The sequence below is a fragment of the Leeuwenhoekiella palythoae genome (genome assembly GCF_900130045.1).
Classification (GTDB): domain Bacteria; phylum Bacteroidota; class Bacteroidia; order Flavobacteriales; family Flavobacteriaceae; genus Leeuwenhoekiella; species Leeuwenhoekiella palythoae.
In genome coordinates this window covers 597,453-619,792 of the sequence record NZ_FQXT01000002.1, presented here as the reverse complement: position 1 = coordinate 619,792, position 22,340 = coordinate 597,453, and the positions used below count along the sequence as shown (strand labels likewise).

The window sequence follows — 22,340 nt, the reverse complement described above, 5'->3', positions numbered from 1 at the left end:
ACCCGCACGCGATGCAATTCCCTATAAACATTGGGACAAGCAGCGCGCGATGCAATCGCGCGAGAACATTGTGGCAAGACAGCTCGGAAACAATGCGATGGCTTCTCTCCCGAAGCTTCGGGAGAAGGGTCGGGAATGAGAGCAACAGGATGTGATTTCTCCCGATGGTCGAAATGACTGTATGCTTCAACACCCATCAATAAAGCCAAGTCTCCCTTTGAAGGGAGATTTAGAGGGATGTTAAGTTTAGTCTGAAAACATCCATCTCCACCCCTTCCTTCGTAGGAAGGGCGCTAATATTCGAACTCAAAAGAAAAACCTTCAAGTTTTAAATTTAACCCACACGCGATACCATTCCCTATAAACATTAGGACAGGCAGCGCGGGAACAATGTCGTGCTGAACTTGTTTCAGCATCTCATCTAGTGAGACTTCTCGATACAATCCTTTCGCGCTCCGGCACTCAAGCATCACTCGAAGTGACAGAGCGTTGTACTTCGTATTTTGTACTTCTTACTTTGTACTTTCGTAGTTCACGCTGTCTTTACTCTTTATTCTATTCTCTTTTGTCTCCCGTCTATCAGCTCTAGTCTAATAGCTCAAAACGCACATCATCAACCCAAGCCTCCGCACCGGCAGCTCCTTTGACATAGATCCCAACAGTGACGCTGCCGTTAACTACGGCGACTTCGTCTATGGTGATGGTGGTCCATTCAGGGTTTGAAGTGTTGAAGGACGTTTTAAACGTTTGTGTGTCGCTTTGGGCGTAAAGGTTTAGTTCTTCAAAGCCGGTGGTGTTTTTGATGGTGGCGGAAAGGCGATACTTTCCGTTAGGTAAGTTTACATAGGGTGTGCTGCTTAGCTCTTGCGTAATGCGGCGTTCAAAAGGGACTTGATCGCTGATGTGCAAACTCTTTTCCCCAATCACATGCTGACGGTCTTTTTGGGTGTTGAAGTGATTCAGTACGGGTGAAGTAGCTTCGGTGGTGGAAATGGGGTTCCCTTGCAGAATCTCGGTATGCCAACCTAACAGCTGTTCCTGCACGGGTTTGTTGTTGCTAGGAATGTGGCGGCGGTCGGCTTCAAAACTTGGGTTCTTGATGTAATTGTTATCTGCTGCGACACTCCAAGTTCCGGTGGTTTCGTTGAGTTTCCAACTGTGTAACGAATTGAAATACGGCGTTTCCCCATCAAACGACAAGGGCACCCACTGGTTGTACCCCAGTCCGTTACCTGCGAACTCCGCCCAGCGGTCTCCGCAAAAGAGTACCGTTTCTTGTTCGCTTCCGCGCACAGTATAAAAAAATCCGGTTTGCGAAACATGGGCATAGTCTTGTTCGCTACCCGGCATCACCTGCATCTCATTTGTCGGTTTATACGGACCATAAATATCATCGGCTACGAGGTAATAGGCAAAAGAACCATCCCAACCGTAGATGTTGGAAGCCGCCATATAATACTTGTCGTTGTATTTAAACATACAATTGCCCTCGCGGCTCGCACCTCTAAAGATCTCGTGCACTTCAAGCAAATCTACCTTGCCGTCGCGTACGCCGATCTCGGAAATATAGATCTTATTACGCCCTTGCCCATACGAATAAACCAGATAGGAAACCCCGGTGTCGGGATCCGTAAAGACCGTCTGATCCCCTGTATTGGGCGTCCCAATACGCGAGGTCATATCAATATGTCTGTGTACTTTAAAATCTCCTAAAGGCGAATCGGCCAATGCGATCATTACATTTTTTCCATGTTGGATGAGCAAGGCATACTGCTCAAGTGCTTCGATATACGCCACGCCCATACGTCCCAACCACGTAGGGTTTTCTTCAAAGTTCACGGCCTCTTTAGTGAGCACGTGTTTTTCAAAGGTCCAGTTCACCAGATCGGTCGAAGTATAACAAGTCACGCCTTCAAAGTGGTTGCGCTCCAACGTCACGGAAGGGTCGTTTCGATAGGTTTCGGCTTCTTGATAATGCACCCCATACCAGTAGTATTTGGGGGTTCCGCTTTGCGGATCGGTAAACTGAAAGATGCCTCCGCCCTGCGAATAGATGGGTTCCCCGTCTACAGTATTCCAAAAACGGTCATTGGTGATCTTATGTTCCTGCGCCCGGGTGGTACAGGAAAGAACAGAGAAAGCTAAAAGCAATGCAAGGCTAAAGGGTTTCATAGGCTACAGATAAAGCAACAAAATACAAGAATGCCCAAGGCTCTTTATCCTGTGCTTGCCTGTTTTTTTCTTTGCTTGTGTGATTTTTTATTTCACGGGAGCTCGTGAACCTCGTATCCTCGGTTTGTCTTGTCCAAAGAAATCCTTCGACTATCGCTCAGGACAAGCTCAACAAAAGAAAAGACCCTCTCGTTTTCAGGTATGAAGCCTGTCACTTCGAGTGACTGAATACCAGCGATAGCAGGGATTCAGTTGTATCGAGAAGTCTTTGAAGTCAGTGCGTTTATAGTTACCCTTATTGCTGTTTCGAAAACTTCTCGATACAATCCTTTCGCACTAGGGTGCTCAAGAATCACTCGAAGTGACATTGCGCATCAAATGACTATGGAAGTAAGTAATGACATACTTTTTACATCTGTAGTAAAGCAAGTAAATGCCGCAGCGGTGGGCAGTGAAGCCCTGCATCCGACGAGTGCAACGAGAGGAATGCATAAGCGCAGCGGTTTGCTATCCGCAGAATAAGGGATTTGCGTAGTTTTCAAGGATGTAAAAATAAGCCTAGTCCCGATAGCTATCGGGATTGGTTCGTTTTTTCATCGATGGAAACCGAGGCACGAGGTTCACGAGTTCACGGGAAATAGGAACAAGCACGAGTTAAAAAATGAACAGAAACAACAATTGAAAATTTAGTCATACTATTTGACCTCAAAAGAAAAATGGGTACTTAGACTTTTATCCAGTACAAACAGGCGTCACTATTTTTGACTTGCCCTTTTCCCTAAAGTTTTACTTCATTGGCTTTAAGCACCCGTAACAGGTTTCCGCCTAGTATTTTATGAATATCCTCTTGGCTGTAGCCTTTTTCCACCAAAGCTTTGGTGATCAAAGGATAGCCGATAACATCATCCAACTGTTGCGGTGGAAACGAGATGCCGTCAAAGTCTGAACCGATGCCCACATAATCAACACCTACCAGATCAACGATGTAGTAGATATGCTGCATCAACACCTCAAAAGGTGCACGTAAGGCTTCGGCTTCTTGTGGAAACTGTCTGTATAAGGCTGCTTTTACCGCATAGTCGTTAAGACCTGCAGCCACTAAAGAATTTTGTTTATCCTGATGCTTGAGCATAAAAGCCTCGTGCTTGCGGGTAAACGTACTGTCTATAAATGCCGAATAAAAGTTTACTTGAACTACCCCGTTATTCTTGGCAATCGCTTTTAGCTGCTCGTCATTAAGATTACGGGGATGCGTATGCAGTGCCAGCGCCGAACTGTGCGAGGCGATCACCGGCTTGGTGGTCTCCTCCATCACATCCCAAAAGGTTTGTACCCCAATATGCGAAACATCGACAAGCATACCTAAGCGGTTCATACTCTGCACCACTTCCTTCCCAAATGCGGTGAGTCCTTTTTTACCCTCGCTGTTTCGAGCTCCTTCTATCTCCCACTCATCGGTCGCGCTGGTCGCCCAAGCGGTGGAGTTGTTCCAAGTAAGGGTCATATAACGTACTCCTCTGGCAAATAAACTATCTAATTTGTCAAGGCTGTTTTCGATATGATGTCCGCCCTCAACTCCGATCAATGCGGCCAGTTTCTGCTGGGCTACTGCTTCTTGTATCGTTGCCGTATTGGTCGCCTTGAGCATGGTATCTGGATTACGGGCGATCACGGCATCCAGACTATCAATCTGCCGATTGGCGTAGTCAAAGGGCGCCTCTAGCGTACCATCGCTCCACACCGAAAAGAATTGCGCGTCCAGACCACTGCCACGCATACGGCTTAGGTCGCTATGGGTGATTCCGGTGAGGTCGCTGTCGAGCATCAGGCTGTCTTCGACCATTTTGGTGAGCATATCATTATGCGTGTCTATAAACACGGCTGAGTCGTGAATTTGTTTATAATCCATTGTAGATTCGGGCTCTTGAGCAGTTTGTTTGCAGGCGACTACCGCCAGAAGCAGCACTAATAAATAACGCATTGGAGAAGGGTTTAGCGTAGTTGTTCCTTGTAAATTAGTGATTTTTAGAATGTAATCCGTAAGCTTTTAGGCTAAAGCTTGAATTATTTACGGCTTAATATATATACCCCGCTAGAATTTAGAATATCGTAATAGTTCTGGCGGTCTCTTACCAGAAAAGACGGTTACCGTTATCGCACCTTATAGAATTTGGCTGAGTAGTTTTACTTTAAGTTGAGCCGGTGTTAAGCGAAGGAGAGAAAACTCAAAATTTGTAGTTTTTTATGCTTTCTTCTTCGTTTATTTTCCAGTTCATACATTGAAAAGAGCCCCTAATTATGGTGTCATTAGGATTAAAACCAAATCCTTCCTGCACTATGATTTTAAATTCTCCATAAACTCTAGAAGCATTATGGTATTTGAATCGAGAAATTTTTATTTGATATTGATTAACCGTGTCTTTCTTAAAATCTTTACCATTATACTCCAACTCAGTAGAACGTGAAATAACGTTAGCTTTTAATACCGTACTGTCTTTAAGTTCAAAGTTGATGTATTTTAACTGTCCTTCGAAGCTTAAAGGATTGAGAGAAGGAGTATATAAGCCTTTTAGTTTATTATATCTATCGACGTGATCCTTGGGTAGGGTATTCAGTTTATTCTTTGTAGGTATGGCTGTTTTAATTTGAATTTTGATACTGTTGTTCTTTACATTGTTGTCACAACTGCATGCTGATGATAATGAATCAGAGACCTTTGAATTGCCTACTATTAAATCATTAAAATGACTTGGTTTAGTATAAAACGTGTCTATTTTTATATAGGTCGGAAATTTATCTCTAGGTTTCTTTTCTTCTTTCGATTTTTCAAATACTTCTTTTAGATTTTTATCTAGTTTTTTATCTGAATCATTACATCCAAGTAGCATTAAAGTCAATATGAAAAAAAAGATTTGTTTCATTGTTTAGTGTAACTATAATTAAAGGCCCGTACCCGGTCCCGATCTCCTTTAACAATAATAAACCAAGCCCAACCCGGTATTAGGAGCAGACCAAAGCATCCTGCAACAGCAAGGTTTGTGCTGTTTAAAAATGCATAATAACAGGCTACGCCGGCGATACCACTTCCTAGAGCAAAAATCAATCCTGCGGTAAGCAATAGCGCTTTGGAGCTTTTAGCATAGCGTTCGTTTACAAAAAAAGTGGTGTTCTTCCCGCAAGCCTTACACGTCTTCGAGTGGTACTTTCCTTCCCGCATCGCTAATGCTACGCGGGTTTCTACACTAATACGAAACTGAAGTTCATGTTTACAATGCTTACAAGCTCCGTATACCCTCATACTTCTTTGTTTTACTTCAAAAATAAGTCGTAAGCACTTAACGGCAAGCACTTAGTTAAAATTGGTTTTAGCCGGAATATAGCCGTACTTTTACCCTATTGAAACCAGACTATGGCAACACTCCCAGACTTGCGTCACGTTAACGTCACCCGCTACATCACGCCCTTGCGTGAAGGTGGTTCGCTCCCGGCTGTGGCTGATGCAGACGATGGCTTTAAATATGTGGTGAAATTTAGAGGTGCCGGGCACGGTCCCAAAGCTCTGATCGCCGAACTACTAGGCTGTGAAATCGCCAGGTTTCTCGGGTTTAAAGTACCCGAAGTGGTGTTTGCTGATCTGGATGAGGCCTTTGGTCGTACCGAAGGAGATGAAGAAATACAAGATCTGCTGAAGTTCTCTCAAGGGCTGAACATCGGACTCCATTTTTTATCGGGTGCGATCAACTTTGATCCGGTGGTGACGAGCGTAGACCCTCAACTGGCTTCTGAGATCGTATGGTTTGATGCCTTTATGACCAACATAGACCGCACGTTTCGCAATACCAATATGCTGATGTGGCATCGCGAGCTCTGGCTGATCGATCACGGCGCAACCCTTTATTTTCATCACAGTTTTACCAATTGGGAACAAAGTGCGGCGACGCCTTTTGCGATGATCAAAGATCACGTGTTGTTGCCTCAGGCTTCACAACTGGATGAAGCTAACATCAAACTGAAAGCCTTGCTTACCGACGACGTTTTGCAACATATGGTAAGCCTCATTCCCGATACTTGGCTCGACTGGGAAGGTTATGAGGAAAGTCCGAACGCCTTGCGACAGGTTTATTTTCAGTTTTTAAGCACCCGTTTAACCCACGCCGATTTATTCACTAAAACCGCTCAAGATGCACGACAAACACTTGTATGAATATGCGGTGATACGCCTGGTGCCTCAGGTAGAACGCGAGGAGTTTTTTAATGTAGGTGTGGTGCTCTATTGCAAACGCCCGCGGTTCATAGGGATGCGCTTTCAGCTAGATGCTAAAAAACTGGAAGCCTTTTGCCCTGAACTCGATGTGGAACAGGTGCAAAAAAACTTGGAAGCTTTTAAAGCGATCTGCGCCGGCGCTCAAAACGGCGGACCTATCGCTCAACTGGAACCTGCAGAGCGTTTCCGTTGGTTAACGGCGACTCGTAGTTCGGTGATTCAAACCTCCAAAACCCACCCGGGGTTTAGTGAAGATCTAGAAGCAACTTTGGAGTGTTTGTTTACGGAATTAGTGGTTTAATGATTCCAGGTTTAAAGTTTAAGATTCAAAATTGGGTGTTAGTAGTAATCGCCTAACGGCGATTTTAGTATTAGGTGGAACCTATCATGTTCTGTTCATTTTCTTTGCTTGTCCAAAGAAAACGAACCAAAAGAAAAGACACCCTCGCTTAGGAATTTTTTGCCTTATCAGGCAAAAACCGCCTTGTCAGCTCCGCGTCGCTATCGCTCCTGTCCTTCGGAGCTTCCTGCAGCTATTCTGAACCGAAGGAATTATGATTTCGTTAAACCCTTCGGGTATGAATATGTCTAGTCATCTCGACGATAGGAGAGATCACACAAGCTGCTATCCCCTTCTCTCTCAATAGCTGCCCAAGTATGCTCAAAGTGACAGCGCATTGCGTATTTTGTATGTCCAATTTCTACTTTTCTATTTAAACAGTCTTTGCTCTATTCTCTATATTCTATAGTCTTAGTCTTCAAACAACAACGGCACAAACTCACTTAAATACACCCTCCAGTTTCTCCAGATGTGTCCGCCTTCAGACTCTGTGTATTCATACGGCATATCCATCTTGTCGAGCATGGCACGGTATTCTTCATTGGCTTCGTAAAGGAAATCGGTTTTCCCTATAGCGATCCAGTAGAGCTGGTAGCCATTGTCTTTCTGGGTTTCTAAAGTCTCCTCAAAGTTATCGTAAACACCTGCTCCGCTTTTGTCCTCGCGTGCCATAATCGCTGCCGAGAACAGCCCTACATAGTCAAAGGTATTGGGATAATACCGTGAAATGTGCAAACTGTGATAGCCTCCCATAGAAAGACCGGCGATCGCGCGGTGAGCTTTATCGGCTTTTATACGGTAATTGCTTTCTACAAAGCTGATGATATCTTTAAACTGGGCTTCATATTTGCCATTCATCGTTTCCGGCGTCATAAACTGCGGGGTGTAGTAACCGTCACTTCCGGCTCCCGGAGCAGCATCCTGACCTACGTTCCCGTTGGGCATCACAACGATCATCGGTTCGGCTTTGCCTTGTGCAATGAGGTTGTCCATAATCTGCGCCGTACGGCCTAGCGACAACCAGGCTTCTTCATCTCCACCTGCACCGTGTAGTAAATACAGTACAGGATATTCAGCTGTAGAAGACTCATAGCCCGGTGGCGTATAGATCGATATTTTACGGTCAAAGCCCAAGGTTTTAGCATCATACCAGCGGCTCGCTACAGTACCATGAGGCACGTCTTGCACACGATACAGATCAGCTTGCTTCCCCGAAACAATAAAAATATTAGTTACCGATGCCACATCACGTATCAAAAACGGGTTGGCCGGATCTGTAGTTTTAAATCCGTCTACGATAAACGCATAGCTGTAGAGTTCGGGTGCTAGGACTGAAGTCGTAAACGACCACACTCCTTCTTCGTTCTTGGTAAGCAACGCTTTTCCCGGTCCGTCTACTTTTCCCATTGGAGTATCGACCTTAACCGAAGGTAAAAAATCGCCGGTAACCTGTACCGTATCGGCTTGAGGCGCTGATAATCGAAACGTCACCGTTTTATCGTCGTTCACCTGAGGCGAACTCACTTGCTGTCCGCTAAATAAGGCTTCCTGGGCTTGCACCAGACCTGTAAGACACAAGAGTGCAACAACTATATATTTTTTCATAAGGCTTTAAAAATGGGTTATCTCTCAAATTTAGGTATTCAAATGGATTTTTTGATTTGTTTTTAAACGCAATAGCATTAAAGATAATTTGATTTATTTCTTTTCCCTCATCCCCTAGCATTAGAGCTTGTAAAGCAACTATCGTATATTTGATAATATTTACTTCAAATCATGTTTATTCATTTTCTTTGCTAGTACTAATTCGACTACCACATTACATAGCACAACAGGTGCATTCCGCTCCCTGCGGTCGTCGGATGCAGAAAAGAAAAGACCCCCTCGCTTAGGAATTTTTTGCCTTATCAGGCAAAAACCGCTTTGTCAGCTCCGCATCGCTATCGCTCCTGTCCTTCGGAGCTTCCTAAAGCTATTCTGAAGCGAGGGAAGTTTAATTCCGTTTAACCTTTCAGGTATGAAAATTTCCAATAGTAAAGCAAAACGGCCTATTTTTAGATCTGTAGTAAAACAAGCGGGCGCCGCAGCGTTGGGCAGTGGAGGATGGCTTAGCGCAGCGGTTTGCCATCCGCAGGCAAAGGCGTTTGCGTAGTTTTCAAGGATCTAAAAATAAGCCTAGACTTTTTTGGTTCTTTTTTGGGCGATGCAAAAAAGAACAAGAATTCTATGTAAACACTTTATGCAATCTTCAATGACGTCATAGACAAGGACCCTCCAACGGGCTCATCGTTAAACAACTGTACCTCATCGTGATCGTCTTGTAAGGCCAAAGTATAAAGCAACGGCAGGTAATGCTCAGGGGTAGGGATCGAAAGGTCAAAGGCGGTGCCTTGCTTTCTAAAATCAATAAGGGTCTGATGGTCGTGAGTAAGGATCGCGTTGTTCATTGTTTCCCGAGCTTCCAGTGCCCAATCATAAGCATAGGGCGCATTGAGTTTATCCCAAGCCACGCGGCGCAGGTTATGGATCATATTCCCACTACCTACGATAAGCACGCCTTTGTGCCGTAAGGCTGCCAGTTCTTTAGCCAGATGATAATGGTAGCGGGCCGGCTGGGTGTAATCGATACTCATCTGGATCACGGGCACTTGCGCATCGGGATACATATGTTTGATCACACTCCACGAGCCGTGGTCGAGTCCCCATTTGTCATCAAGATGCACTTTGGTGCTTGTTACCAACTTTTGCGTGGCCAACGCCAGTTGCGGACTGCCCGGTGCGGGGTATTGCACGTCAAATAAGGCTTGTGGAAATCCGCCAAAGTCGTGAATGGTCTGTGGGTGTTCCATCGCTGTAACAAAAGTACCGCGGGTTTCCCAATGTGCCGAAATACATAAGATCGCCTGCGGGCGGGTCAACTCCTGCCCCAGTTTTCTAAATTCGGTGACAAACTGATTTTCTTCAATAGCATTCATAGGACTTCCGTGTCCTAAAAACAACACCGGCATTTTTTCGGTATTGGGTAAAGAAGCATTCCAGCGGGACAAATCTCTTAACTGCATAGGTCTCAACTTTAGCAGTAAGTCGTAACAACTTGGTAAAACGTACAGCAAAGCCCTCTAGAAAATACACCAAGCAATTTTGTATATTTCTATAAAAATCACAGCAGCTTATGTTTAAACCTAGTATTCTTTTGCTCGTAGGCTTACTTGTTCAGTTTTCATTTGGGCAACATACTCCAACCGACAAAACCTACAGTTTTGAGGATTGTGTGACTACCTATTCTGAAGAACAAGCGCAGGAAACTCAAGTGGGGCATCAATTCTATTTTGCCGATAAAAACTTTACCGATGGACGTACCATAAAACTCAGTGTGGTCGACCCCGGAAAATCTACTCACGCGCCGCACCAGCATCCGCAAGACGAGTTTTTCTTTGTGCTAGAAGGCACTGCCGAATTTTATCTGGACGGAAAAACTGTTGAAGTAGGCCCTTACACCAGTCTGTACTGCCCGTCAAACAGTATGCACGGCATCAGCAATGCAGGCGATACACAACTAAAGTATTTAGTAATGCAGAAATACGAGCAATAGATAACCTTTAGCGGTACCCATAAAAAACGGTCTAAGCCCAGACAACCTGAACTTAGACCGTTTAGAAAAGCAAACCTACCTCAGGGAAGGCCCAAGAGGTATTAATTGCGATTTCGAGCTATCCCGATAGCTATAGGGATGAAGTATTTCACCCTCTGGCGGTGCCAGCGTTTAAAATCTATAGGTGATCTTTCCTCTTAAATAAAACGGTGTTCCCGGAGTAAAGTGAATTTCTTCCACCGACGCCGGTTCATTAAACAAGCGACTTTCGGTTGCAAATTGGGTTTCATTCCACGAAGTGTCTAGCAGGTTTTCTACGATCACGCCCAGCGTCCAGTTCTCTATCGTATAGTTCACGTTGAAATCGGTTACGAAATAACCTTCAGCAACGATCGAATTGTCTTCATTGGCTGCGCGATCGCCCAACCAGCGGTAGCCTAAAGATCCTGAAAACCCAGATAGGTTATCTACACTCAACCCACCGGCTGAGGTAAACTTAGGCGCCAACGGGATGTAATCTTCGCCATCTGCTTCTTCGGTGCTTCGGGCGTGGGTATAATTAGCATCTGCAAACACATACAACCAATCGGTTAGTTGATAGCGTGCACCGGCTTCTACTCCCATTCGGCGGGTTTTTCCGCTAGGCTCTACAATTCCGGCATCGCCTACATATACAAATTCCTGATCCAGAAACAGCGTCCACAGCGTAGCATTCAGTGCCAGGCGTGGCATCGGCTTGATGATCGTCCCCAAGTCTGCACTATAAGCTGCAGGTAGAATTTCTTCCCCGCCATTTGCCACTACCACACGTGTGTCGTTAGAATGGAAACCAATACCCGTTTTGAGGAACAATTGCCAGTTTTGAGACGGTGCAAATACGGTATTGAACTTAGGACTGAAGGCTACTTTGCTTTCGCTCTGATTGTCGTAGGCCTCGGTGAGTTTGTTGTAGTAATCAAACTTAAAATAGTCAAGGCGCACCGCCGGATTGAAGGTAAACTTCCCGGTTTTAAATTCTGTGTTCAAAAACGCAAAGGCGTTGAGTTCGTCTACATCTCCAAAAGCCAAACGATCTAAAAGTGTCTGCCGGTTTACGGTGTGCGACAACGACATATCATCTACATTATCATAGCGAAAGCCCACACCCGCCTGATAGTCTAAACGGGTTTCACCTAAGGCGATATGTTTACGCTCATAAGTACTCTGCAAGCCTGCGATAAAACGTTCTTCCTGCTGTTTGATCTGATCGCCGTTCACCGGATCTTCCAAGAAAAAGGTGAAATTAGAATACAATTCAAAGTCGTATTTTGAGATATAGGCATTGGTCTTCAGCACGGCATTGTGCGCTAAGTTTTTTAAGTGCTGAAGCGTAAGATTGGTGCGGCTCGTTTGTCCGCCTTCGGTATCATCAATCGCACCAAAGCGACCTATCAATCCTTGATCTACCGCACGCTGTGGGATTTGTCCTGAAGCGTCCCATTTGCTTTGGAAATGCGAAGCGGTCAAGGTGATCTTGTCTTTGTTGGCATCGGTATAGGTGTATTTCCCTAAGACGTTGATGCGGTTAAAGTTCTGCGGACTATCAAAAGGGCCGTCAGTCAGGTACATTTCTGAAGCCAGGTAGGCTGAGTGGTTTTGCTCATCGATCAGATTGAACATTCCTGTAAGGCGTGATGTATTAAACTGCCCCGCTTCAAGCGAAAGACTGCTCGCATCCAGGCTTTCTTTAAGTCTAAGGTCTACATATCCCGCGGTATTAAAATTCCCTTTATCGGCATAGTACGCTCCTTTTCCAAAGTCGATGTTATCAATGGTTTCCGGGATCACAAAATGCAGGTCGGCATAACCCTGACCGTGCGCGTGGGAGACCATATTCACCGGCATCCCGTCAACACTGATCGCTACATCAGTACCGTGATCTACATCAAAGCCGCGCAAAAAGATCTGTTCGGCTTTACCGCCTCCGGCGTGCTGCCCGATGAAGAGTCCGGGTACTTTGCGCAAGATCTCTTGTGAGGATTTTACAGGATTCAGCTTGAGGTCTACCGCGACCACACTGCTCAGGCTGTTTACTTCAGAAGTAAGCACCACCTGATCTAAGGCAGTGCTGGCCTCTGCTAAACTGATGTTCAACCCATTAAGTTTTTTAACCACCAGATACTGCGTTGCAAAGCCCAGACGGGAAAAAGCAATAGAATCCTGAACGGCTACTGCCGGAAGTGAAAAAGTTCCATTGGCATTGGTGTGGGCGTGTTTGCCGTTGTTGAGGTTATAAATATTTACGTTTTCAAGCGCTTGACCGGCTTGATTGGTTACGGTTCCTGTTAGGTTTTGTGCCGAAAGCGACGCACAACATAACAGCAACACGATATACATGCTTTTCATTATAGTGTTTGTTAAGAATAGAAAATAGGGGTAAGTCGTAGCCGCACAAGAATGATGCTTCTTGGGCTATTGAGACCTACCTTATTAGAACCTGAATGCCGTTGCATCAGGTTTGCGTATGTAAACGCTATTCTTAAACTTCAGGAGGGGGTACCGGCTGCAGCAAACTCAAAGGCCGGTGTATACTTATTCTAAAATCGAAGTATTGCTTCTTAAAAGCTGTAGTCTTTTGCGTCGAATGCTCTATACGATCAGTACACAGATGCTTGTCTATTTTCAGTGGCTGTGACTGTTTTTTCTCCTTTTGAAGGTCGTCTTTAAAAGGTTCTAAAACCTGCTTGATGTATTCTAAAGTGCGGTGATCGTGGCCGGCCTCGGCAAGGAGTTTTTCGGCAGAAAAAAAATCGTGTTGATGTTCGCTTTGCGTGATGTGATCAAACTCGTGTTCCAGATCATGCACCCATTGAAGCACTTCGGTATGCACGGGAGCTGCCAGGTACAACACCGCCATAGCGATGGTACAACAACTTAAAATAAGCGCTTTAAAACGTGATGCGAGCATAAACCGACTTCAGAGCGCACAAAACTAAGAGCTTTGTGCAATAACGCCTCAAAGATGCGGCTAATTTTTAAAACTGCCTATATGCCATAAAATTCCAGACGGGTCGTGAACAAAAAACTCAGAACCCCAATCGTTGTGCACAATATCAGACACGCGAACTCCGGGAAAACGATCAGGAAGTGCTAAAGCCTTCAATTGAACTAAATGCGCTACCAGATCTTCTACTTCAAGAAACAGCATGGTATTGTCTACCCAATCTTTAGCATAATAATCTTGTAGGTAAAACCCAAAATCTCCTATACGGAATAGGGCCATTTTAGGCGGAAGCAAGACTTCTTCAAAACCCATTGCGCGATAAAACGCCCTGCTGATCTCAAAGTCTTTAGCACCTATAAACGGCCGGATGGATTTAGGTTTGTAGTTCATAGTTATTTTAATTGTTCAAGCACGCGCTCCGGATAATCGGTGATGATGGCATCTACTTCAAGAGCAATAACCTGCTCGATATCTTCCGGTTCATTAACCGTCCACGGAATGACTTTTAAACCGTCTTTACGAATTTGTGCTACTTCGGTAGCATCGAGTAATTTAAAATACGGACTGTAGATCTCGGGTTGAAATGTTAGATTGGTTTTATTTTCAGCATAGCTGTTTTCGCCCACCAAATACGCCAGTTCAATATCCGGGTAGTTTTTGTGCATCACCTCTAGAATCGCCGGATCAAAAGATTGCACATTTACCTGCGCTTCCATAGTATGTTTTTGAATGACCTGCATTACCAGAGCAACAAAAGCTTCGGGCTGAGGTTGAAAAACGTCGTATTCCTCAGGTACCGATTTGATCTCAATATTGAACTTTACCGGTTTTAAACTTTCGGCCTTTATGGTTGCCGCTACCGTTTCAAAAACCTCGCTCAGCAAAGGTTTATAGGTTTTCATTTTTTGTTGCTGCGGAAAGCGTACATTCCCTTTAGAACCGCCATCAAACTGCTTGATCTTGGCATAGTCCATAGTATACAAATTGTATTTTTCAGCATCTTCCGTAGCGATACTATCCCCTTCAGGTGTGAGCATATATAGCGGAAGCATCACCGGCTCGTGACTTACCACCACCTGCTGATCTTTGGAGATCACCACATCTAATTCCAGCACATCTACCCCTTTGCGCAATGCGCCTAAAAAAGCAGGTATTGAATTCTCCGGCAGATTACCGCGTTCCCCTCTGTGCCCTTGTACTTGAATGTTTAAACTGTCTTTTTGTGCGGTGCTCATTGTTTTTGTTTCTTCAGATTTTGATTTGCAGCTGCATAAAGTTGCTATGACAAGACCTGTTAAAAGTAAGGTTTTCATAAAAGGTAAGTTACGGGTTATTTGGCATTCAAAAGATAAAAAAAAGGACCCACCCGAGATTATTGATGAAGGTGGGCAGGCCCTCGAAACAAGCACGTTTAATATTATTCTAAGCGGTAGCTTGTGGTACCGGTATGTGTTTTTCCATATCTGTCTGTAGTACGTACCTCTACAGTATGTGTTCCTTTTTCCAGTTTTGCCGGAACGCTGCCGCGCCATAAATGGGTGCTCTTGATAGGATTACTAGATCGGCGCCCTGGTATCAACTGCTCTGCAGTATCCCACTCATACACGCTGAGTTCGTATGCCGGGTCTTGCTCTTCTACGTATTGCATAAGCTTCCATTCCCCCTGATCTACGCGATACTCCACAGTATCTGTGGCACTTCCCATAAAAAAGTTGGTATAAATCCCTGCTTTGGTATTACGTCCTTGCGCGACCACTTTAGGAGCGAATATTTCCATCTGAAAGTCTTCCGGTTTACCCGCTACTTTATAATCTACGGTGTACTGATTGCCTTCAAAATGAATAAATGCATAGCCTTTAGGCGTACCGTCTCGCATCGTAGAAACAGGAATCCCTGCTGCATTTAATTTTCCGGAATACCAGTCTCCTGAGGTTGTACCTACATTATACTCGTGGTGTGGTTTCTCGCGCAGCCAACCGTCTTCTTTGGTGAAAAAATCCTGACGTTGAATATGTGTATGCGCCGAAAGACTTAAGGTGTTTTCAAAAGGAGCCAGAGCTTTGAATAACCGCTCACGATCTGCATCTCTAAAAGGATCTCCCTCGGGCTCGCTTAGTGGAATATGAAATGCTAAAAGAATCAATTGATCTTTGGCCACGTGTTTCAAGTCGTTTTCAACAAAACGTAACTGGTCTTCTCTAAATCCGCCCCAGTAGCCCTTACCATCTCGTGGATCGGGGTAAAGAATATCATCAAGCACGATCACATGCACCTTACCGTAGTTGAAGGCGTAATTCGCCGGACCAAAATGCGCCTCATACGTCTCATCAGACAAGGCATCTTGCTCTGCATCAAAATTCATATCGTGATTCCCCATCAGGTTAAACCACGGAATACCCACACGCTTGATCGCATCAATATAGGGGTTGAACAAGTCTAGATCGTTACCAACAAGGTCTCCCAGACTTAGCCCGAACACTACATCCTGAATCCCTTCTACCTCAGCGACTACCCCTTGCGCAAAATAATCTACTTCTTGCTGTGTATAGGGTTGTGGATCCCCAAAGATCAATGCGGTAAACGATTGTTGCTCGTCTGTGGGAGTCAGTGCAAAGTCTAAGCTACGTGGTAATTTCCCTGTTGGAGCAATCCCTTTAAAATCTGATTGAGGAGAACCTTGCGGACGGTAACTGTAATAAAACTGAGGTAGGTTATTGGCATCCACCGGCAAGGCATAACCCGCAGGTTTGATCACTGAAATGGCATCCCCATCAGCAACAGGCAATGCATACCTTCCTTTAGCATCCGTAAGCACGACCGCTTCACCATTAGTCACCGCCACATTAGGAATACCTTTTTCTTTACGTTCTTTTTTACCGTTAGCATTAAGGTCTTCAAAAACATAACCTTTAGCTTGTTCCTGTGCCGTTAAGCCGGCGGTAAGTAAGCCGGCTAATAACGTTAGTTTTAATGTGTTTATCATCTGTATTGGATTGGCGTTTAGTTATTGTCCCACCAAACTTTGGTGTTGATATTATCAGGTCCTCCAAGCAGCTCCAAGGCTTGCTGGTAATTAGCCTGATTACTGATCTGTACATCTGACGGATAGAAAAAGCGCGACGGCATCATCGCATCGTTCAGCATAGCTTCAGTGGTAGGTAATTCTGGCAATCCCGTACGACGGAATTCAAACCACTGCTGATAATCTACAAAGTACAGCGCATAGTATTTCTGCAATAAAATTTGCTCGAGCGAACCATCATATGCAGCTACCGGATTATCAAAGTAGGCTTCGGTGGTTGTTGCACCCAGCTGAGTAATCGCGGCGGTCACCCCGGCCTCATAATGTTCTTGAGCATTGGTGGTATAACCGCGTTGCGCCATTTCAGCCTTGATGAATTCAACCTCAGCATAGGTCATTAAAAAGATCTGCATTGGGTTTTCAACCTGTGCCCGGTTTAAGGTGCTGGCATTAAACTCAAATTGAGATTCAGGTCCGGCATAGGCACTAGGAATCCCTTTATATCCAATGGGATTATTATCTAGATCTTGGGCTCCCGTTTGAATAATGGGACGGCGCGGATCTTCAAGTGCATTCAGATTATCAACAAAAAAGGCTGCCATCTTAACTCCTAACGGAAAGTCCTGCGGACGCCCCCAAGGAGAGATATTAGGCGTTACTCCGGTTACCTGAAGCACTGCAGATTCTTCAACCGTTTCAAATACCGGATAGGTTTCAGGATCGTTAATCATTGCGGTAAGCTTTTGAAACGCGTTGGTTTCTGTACGGTTTGAGATACGCAGCAACAGACGCATGTGCAGTGAATTAGTAAACTTCTGCCATAAGCTTACGTCGTTAGCAAAAAGGATATCTTCGGCATATACCATATCAAGATCTTGATCATAAAGCGTATTTGCCCGTTCTAGATCGGCTAAAATAGTCTCGTAGATCAATTGCTGACTATCAAAAGTCGGATACAAATTACCTGCTTCTCCGTTTACTGCTTCGGTCATAGGCACAGGACCAAAAAGATCAGTAAGGTTTGCATAAACCCAAGCTTTAAGCGTAAGCGCTACTGCCTCATAATTAGGATCTTCAGCAGCTAGTGAAGCGGTTTCCATCTCCTTGATGTTATTCAACCATCGGTAATAATTGTACCAAGAAGAGTTTCCTATATTCTGACTCACATCATACCTGTGCAATCCACCGGAAACGCTGGGGAATGGTAAGGTAACCTGCATTAAGTCAAAGGTGATCGCGTGCGCTCTGCCGGCGTTATGACTTGCCAGCCCATAGATAATAGGATTGATCAAGGTACCCGGACTGATCTCTGCAATGCGGTTAGGGTCTTCGTTGACCTCCTCAAAATTGCCGGTACACGCGCTTAGTAACCACAATACGCTAAGACCGGTAAATAGTGTTTTTAAATTTTTCATCGTAGTGAATTATAAATTTACTCTTAGATTAAAACCATAGGTTGCCGGCGAAGGCATTTGCCCCATCTCGATTCCCGGTAAGATGGTATCTCCGTTAAGCGCAGCGGTTTCAGGATCATAGATCGGGAAGTCTGAAATGGTCGCCAGATTACGCCCAAATACCGATAGGTTAAGTGCTGTGATACCACTGTTGCCCAACCAGCGTTTAGGAAACGCATATTGCAAGCTCACCTCACGCAACTTCAAGAAAGAAGCATCAAACGAGTTTGATTCTACATTGGCTCTACGGTAGTAGCGGTTGTACCAGTCAGGCGTAATAGCTTCGGTAGTGTTGGGGCTGTAGGTGCCATCGTCATTGAGTACCACACCGTCACCTACTATGAAACCTTCTTCACGCCCCATAAACGTACTGCGCAGTTTACCCTGTTGCGTAAGTTTATGATGAGATTGAGAATAGATGATTCCGCCGTATTGCCCGTCTAGCATTACATTAAGGGTTACGGGACCTAAACTAAAACTGTTGTACAGTCCGGCTTTCCAGTCTGGGCTGGCATCGCCTATGTATTGAATTTCATCAGGGTATGCCGGGAGTCCGCCGTTATCGTAAACGATCTCACCTTCCGGAGAACGTACAAAACCATAACCATATATCGCTGTGGTGGTCCCGCCTACTTTGGCTAATAAAGTAGCATTACCTCCTGAGCCAATTTCTTGTTGCCCATCAATACCGTCTGCTAACTCAAGTACTTTATTCCAGTTGCGAGAAAATGTAAGCGTGCTGCTCCACTTAAAGCTATCGGTGTCAAAAATCTTTCCGGTTAGGGTAAGTTCGACCCCACGGTTACGCACCTCACCAGAATTTAAAACACCAGAACTATAGCCTGTGGTAATGTCTAAGGGTACCGAAATGATCTGGTTCTTGGTAAGGGTCTCATACACGGTAGCATCCAGAATCAAACGGCTTTTGAGCAAACGTGCTTCAATACCCGTCTCATAACTCGTGGTGATCTCCGGTTTAAAGTTGGCATTGTATAAATTGGTAGGAACCGTCGCCGAGCTCGCAAATGCGCTTTGACTGTAGTATTTACTGGTTTTATACGGATCTGTATCGTTACCCACTTCAGCAAAAGAAAAACGGTATTTTAAGTAATCTACCGCTTTAGGCAGGCTAAACAGTTCTGAAAGGATCACACTGGCATTCGCCGAAGGATAAAAGAACGAATTGTTAGCCGTAGGTAAAGTACTTGACCAGTCGTTTCTTCCGGTAAGGTCCAGAAATAAAGAGTTATCAAGCGAAAGCGAAATCAAACCATAGAGGCTGTTCACCTTTTTATTGCGGTCGTAGGTTTGCACAATAGGATTGTTGATTCCGTTAGCGAGTTTATATACTCCCGGAACTACCAAACCGTTTACCGAAGCATCTGTTCTGCGGTATTTATAGTCCATCGCATTACCCCCGATCGAAGCATTTAAACCAATGTTCTGAGTCAGTTGATTCTTATAGCTTAATAAGAAATCAGTATTCACCTCCTGCTTCCAGATATCCTGAGTTTCATAAAAGCCTTGATTGTAGCGGTTGATGCTATACGGGCGCTGTTGCTCACGATCCTGATTGTAGGTGTTTAACGAGGCGCGTAACATTAAATCAAGATTAGGGGCGAGGTCAATATTTGTAAATACATTACCTACGATCTGGCTGCTGGCAAGCGGATTTGTAGCTTCATAAGCGATCAAAAACGGGTTATCAATATAGGAGCTGAAAGGCTGAATCTGCTGTATTTGATTTTGTCCTTCTTGCCAGATGGGACGCAACCAGTCTAAGTCTACGTTAGGATTCTGAAAAATCATAAAGTAAGCGATAGAACCGTTATTGTATCCTGTGCTCGGCAGGTTGTCACTACTGCGGTTGTTGTAGTTGATCACAGAACCTATTTTAATGTGTTCTGAAACCTGATAATTAGAATTCACCGAAGCAGTGATGCGCTCGTAACCGGTATTGGGCATAATCCATTCGTTTTTAGAATGCCCCACAGAAAGACGCATCGAACCTTTGTCGTTTCCTCCCTGAAGCGAAAGGTTATTAGTAAACGTCACCCCGGTTCTCCAGAAATCTTTACGGTTGTCCTTATAAGCACGCCACGGCTGACGTTCTAAGGATTGCCCTTCTACAGTAGGATCGTACTGAAAGTATTCCTGACCGTCAAAACGCGGTCCCCAAGCACTACTAGTGCTACCGGTATTGTTACCGTCTTCAGAACCCCCGTAAGAATAATAAGGCTCACCGGCGTCATTAAAACTTTTTCCGGTCCCCTGACCGTATTCATATTGCCAGTCTGGCCAACGCTGAATTACATCAAGGTTGACACTAGACGTGTAGGTAAGTCCTAAGCCACTTGTTTTTTTACCCGACTTGGTAGTGATGATCAATGCACCGTTTGCTGCACGGCTTCCGTAAAGGGCCGTGGCACCCGGACCTTTTAATACCGTTACACTTTCGATATCATCAAGATTGAGATCAGAAATAGCATTCCCATAATCAATAGGAGAATCTTCACCAATATAACTCGCAGAAGAGCCCGAAGTGGTCATCTCATTATTAACCGGAACGCCGTCAACCACAATTAGCGCATTGTTTCCGTTAGGATTTAAAGAGTTATTTCCGCGTAGCGTAATTTGCTGAGAATTTAAAGGTCCGCTTCCTGAAGAAACAATGTTCAACCCCGCTACTTTCCCTTTTAATCCTGATGACCAGTTTAAAGGTACCGCCTGCGCAAGATTATCTGATTGAATAGTCGCTTGCGAGAATCCTAAGCGCTTTTCTTCACGCTTGATCCCTAAAGCCGTCACCACGACTTCATTAAGCGCGTTTACATTTTCTTGTAAAACAATGCGGATTGCCGTCCCCGGATTTGCAGCAACGGTCTGGGTTTCAAAACCCACAAAGGACACCTCAAGCGTCGCATTTGCACCAACCGCCAAGCTGAACTCACCATCAAAATTAGTAGTCACTCCGTTTGAAGTTCCTTGTTCCATTACCGTAGCTCCCGGCAGCGGCACGCCTTCTTGATCAGTTACCGTACCGTTTACTTGTTGTTGCTGTGACGTTTTAACTACGGTAATCGTATTATTGATCTGGGTGAAGGATAGGCCTGTTTGCGTGGTGATCTGTTGCAGCACCGTGCTCAATCTAGCATCATTAACAATGAGGGTCACTGCTGCGGTTTCTTTAAGCAAGGCACTGTCAAATACGAAAGTAAAATCGGTTTGTGCCTCAATCGCAGCAAAGGTTTCTTTTAGTGACGCATCTTGTAATCGGGTGGTCACAAAAACTTCGTCTATAGCTTGGTTTTTAGTTTTGGCGCTGGTAGCCATACTGACAAACAGCAGTAAAAACGCCAAAAAGTGTACTTTATGAAAGGTAGACTTTCTTAAAATTTGTAGTTTAGTTTTCATTTTTATTATGGCTATAATTTTGGATTTGTAGTCTTTTTAAAATTCGACCCATTGCTGTTGCAGCAGCGATGGGTTTTTTATGGTGTAGTGTTGTTTTTTCGAATAACAAAGTGTTTTTGAGTTAGGGTATCTATTTTAAGGTTATTGATCAGTGCGATACTTTGCAGCACCGTCTCTAGTGGCTCCTCTTTAAATTTACCTGTGATCTTCAGCTCCTCTATAGTGGCATCTTCAAAATCAATCTCAACGTCGTACCAATTCTCTAGTATTCCGGCGGTTTTGGCTAGTGAGGTGTTATTGAGTGCTATGATGTTGCGCGTCCAAGCGCGTTGATCTTCACTGTTGGCAGCAGTAGCTACCGGTGCAGCTGTTCCTTTAAAGAGTACTTGCTGATCTTTTTTGAGAAGTACTTTTTGCTTGGTTTGCCTATTTTCAACAGCTACCTTCCCGCTGTTGACGCTCACACTGACTTCATCTGGCTGGTATGCATTGATATTAAAAGTGGTTCCCAAAACTTGGGTTTGTATGGCTCCTGTGTTGATGGTAAAGGGATGTGCAGTATCACGCTGCACCTCAAAATAGGCTTCCCCGGTTAAGTGTACCTGACGCGATGAGGTAAAGTCTTTAGCATATTGTACCGAAGAATTAGCATTGAGGATTATCACAGAACCATCGGCTAGGGTAAGACTGCGTTTTTCTCCTTTTCCGGTTTGTTTAGTCACCCATTGAGACTCAAACAGCGACGTGCTAAAAGCTGCCATACTAATGATCCCGACAAATACCGCAGCATACGCCAGTATTTTTTTATAGTTGACCGCAGGTTTTGTTGTGGTTGCGATTTTAGCCTCGATACCTTTTACAATACGCAAGCGGTTTTGAGCAGAAGGCTTAAACTGTTTTTTAGGCTGTTGTTGTAGCGTATCTACAAACTGGTGCAGTAGCTGTTCTTCTGCTTTGGTAGCGGTCCCCAGGCGGTGTTTCTCGGCTAAGGTTTTTAATTCGTTTTGCGTCAAAATATCTTGCTTTTACAAGAGAGTCCCATTTTGACCCTAACACACGTAGTACTAAAAACGCATTTAATGGTTTGTTTAAATTGCCT

At 44.6% G+C, this 22,340-nt stretch carries 18 protein-coding genes; 4 read left to right on the top strand and 14 right to left on the bottom strand.

Features of this window, described 5'->3' with window-relative positions:
• Positions 1–585: 585 nt before the first annotated feature.
• The 4 genes from BUA96_RS06315 to BUA96_RS06300 form a co-directional block, all read right to left on the bottom strand.
• Positions 586–2,172 (bottom strand): family 43 glycosylhydrolase, encoded by a 1,587-nt coding sequence (locus tag BUA96_RS06315; RefSeq protein ID WP_072981420.1) that lies wholly within the window; start codon positions 2,170–2,172, stop codon positions 586–588.
• Positions 2,173–2,950: 778 nt separating this feature from the next.
• On the bottom strand, positions 2,951–4,153 hold the full coding sequence (locus BUA96_RS06310; RefSeq protein ID WP_072981419.1) for a dipeptidase: 1,203 nt from the start codon (positions 4,151–4,153) through the stop codon (positions 2,951–2,953).
• Positions 4,154–4,397: 244 nt separating this feature from the next.
• Complete coding sequence (locus tag BUA96_RS06305; RefSeq protein ID WP_072981418.1) at positions 4,398–5,093, bottom strand: hypothetical protein; 696 nt, start codon at positions 5,091–5,093, stop codon at positions 4,398–4,400.
• The gene (locus BUA96_RS06300) at positions 5,090–5,470 is read right to left on the bottom strand and encodes a hypothetical protein (protein WP_072981417.1); all 381 of its coding nucleotides are present in this window, start codon (positions 5,468–5,470) and stop codon (positions 5,090–5,092) included. The genes BUA96_RS06305 and BUA96_RS06300 overlap by 4 nt, the downstream gene beginning before the upstream one ends.
• A 111-nt stretch (positions 5,471–5,581) precedes the next feature.
• Here BUA96_RS06300 and BUA96_RS06295 point away from each other — a divergent pair, with 111 nt between their 5' ends.
• Entirely contained in the window at positions 5,582–6,376 is a 795-nt protein-coding gene (locus tag BUA96_RS06295) for a HipA family kinase (RefSeq protein WP_072981416.1), read from the top strand.
• Positions 6,354–6,737 (top strand): DUF3037 domain-containing protein, encoded by a 384-nt coding sequence (locus BUA96_RS06290; RefSeq protein ID WP_072981413.1) that lies wholly within the window; start codon positions 6,354–6,356, stop codon positions 6,735–6,737. The genes BUA96_RS06295 and BUA96_RS06290 overlap by 23 nt, the downstream gene beginning before the upstream one ends.
• Positions 6,738–7,187: 450 nt before the next feature.
• Here BUA96_RS06290 and BUA96_RS06285 read toward each other — a convergent pair whose 3' ends face one another.
• The gene (locus BUA96_RS06285; protein WP_072981411.1) at positions 7,188–8,381 is read right to left on the bottom strand and encodes an esterase; all 1,194 of its coding nucleotides are present in this window, start codon (positions 8,379–8,381) and stop codon (positions 7,188–7,190) included.
• 412 nt (positions 8,382–8,793) lie between these two features.
• Between BUA96_RS06285 and BUA96_RS17430 the strand changes: the two genes are divergently transcribed.
• A complete protein-coding gene (locus BUA96_RS17430) occupies positions 8,794–8,928 on the top strand; it encodes a hypothetical protein (RefSeq protein ID WP_262490500.1) in 135 nt (44 codons plus the stop codon).
• 85 nt (positions 8,929–9,013) lie between these two features.
• Here the strand turns inward: BUA96_RS17430 and ygiD are convergent, their stop codons facing one another.
• A complete protein-coding gene (gene ygiD / locus BUA96_RS06280) occupies positions 9,014–9,838 on the bottom strand; it encodes a 4,5-DOPA-extradiol-dioxygenase (protein ID WP_072981409.1) in 825 nt (274 codons plus the stop codon).
• 110 nt (positions 9,839–9,948) lie between these two features.
• On the opposite strand from ygiD, the gene BUA96_RS06275 reads away from it, so the two are divergent.
• Positions 9,949–10,368 carry a cupin domain-containing protein gene (locus BUA96_RS06275; RefSeq protein WP_072981408.1) on the top strand — a complete coding sequence of 140 codons (420 nt, stop codon included), beginning with the start codon at positions 9,949–9,951 and terminating at the stop codon, positions 10,366–10,368.
• Positions 10,369–10,539: 171 nt separating this feature from the next.
• Here the strand turns inward: BUA96_RS06275 and BUA96_RS06270 are convergent, their stop codons facing one another.
• From BUA96_RS06270 to BUA96_RS06235, 8 genes are all read right to left on the bottom strand, one after another.
• Positions 10,540–12,753: a TonB-dependent receptor gene (locus BUA96_RS06270; RefSeq protein ID WP_072981406.1), complete on the bottom strand. Its 2,214-nt coding sequence runs from the start codon at positions 12,751–12,753 to the stop codon at positions 10,540–10,542.
• A 133-nt stretch (positions 12,754–12,886) separates the two neighbouring features.
• Positions 12,887–13,315 (bottom strand): hypothetical protein, encoded by a 429-nt coding sequence (locus BUA96_RS06265; RefSeq protein WP_072981404.1) that lies wholly within the window; start codon positions 13,313–13,315, stop codon positions 12,887–12,889.
• A gap of 60 nt (positions 13,316–13,375) precedes the next feature.
• Positions 13,376–13,741, bottom strand: a complete 366-nt coding sequence (locus tag BUA96_RS06260) for a VOC family protein (protein ID WP_072981402.1) — start codon at positions 13,739–13,741, stop codon at positions 13,376–13,378.
• Between the two features lie 2 nt (positions 13,742–13,743).
• A complete protein-coding gene (locus BUA96_RS06255; RefSeq protein ID WP_084673073.1) occupies positions 13,744–14,664 on the bottom strand; it encodes a glycerophosphodiester phosphodiesterase family protein in 921 nt (306 codons plus the stop codon).
• A gap of 104 nt (positions 14,665–14,768) precedes the next feature.
• On the bottom strand, positions 14,769–16,334 hold the full coding sequence (locus tag BUA96_RS06250) for a calcineurin-like phosphoesterase C-terminal domain-containing protein (RefSeq protein WP_072981400.1): 1,566 nt from the start codon (positions 16,332–16,334) through the stop codon (positions 14,769–14,771).
• 17 nt (positions 16,335–16,351) lie between these two features.
• Positions 16,352–17,788: a SusD/RagB family nutrient-binding outer membrane lipoprotein gene (locus tag BUA96_RS06245; protein WP_072981398.1), complete on the bottom strand. Its 1,437-nt coding sequence runs from the start codon at positions 17,786–17,788 to the stop codon at positions 16,352–16,354.
• Between the two features lie 9 nt (positions 17,789–17,797).
• A complete protein-coding gene (locus BUA96_RS06240) occupies positions 17,798–21,241 on the bottom strand; it encodes a SusC/RagA family TonB-linked outer membrane protein (RefSeq protein ID WP_072981396.1) in 3,444 nt (1,147 codons plus the stop codon).
• Positions 21,242–21,318: 77 nt separating this feature from the next.
• Positions 21,319–22,254 (bottom strand): FecR family protein, encoded by a 936-nt coding sequence (locus BUA96_RS06235; RefSeq protein WP_072981394.1) that lies wholly within the window; start codon positions 22,252–22,254, stop codon positions 21,319–21,321.
• Positions 22,255–22,340: the final 86 nt, after the last annotated feature.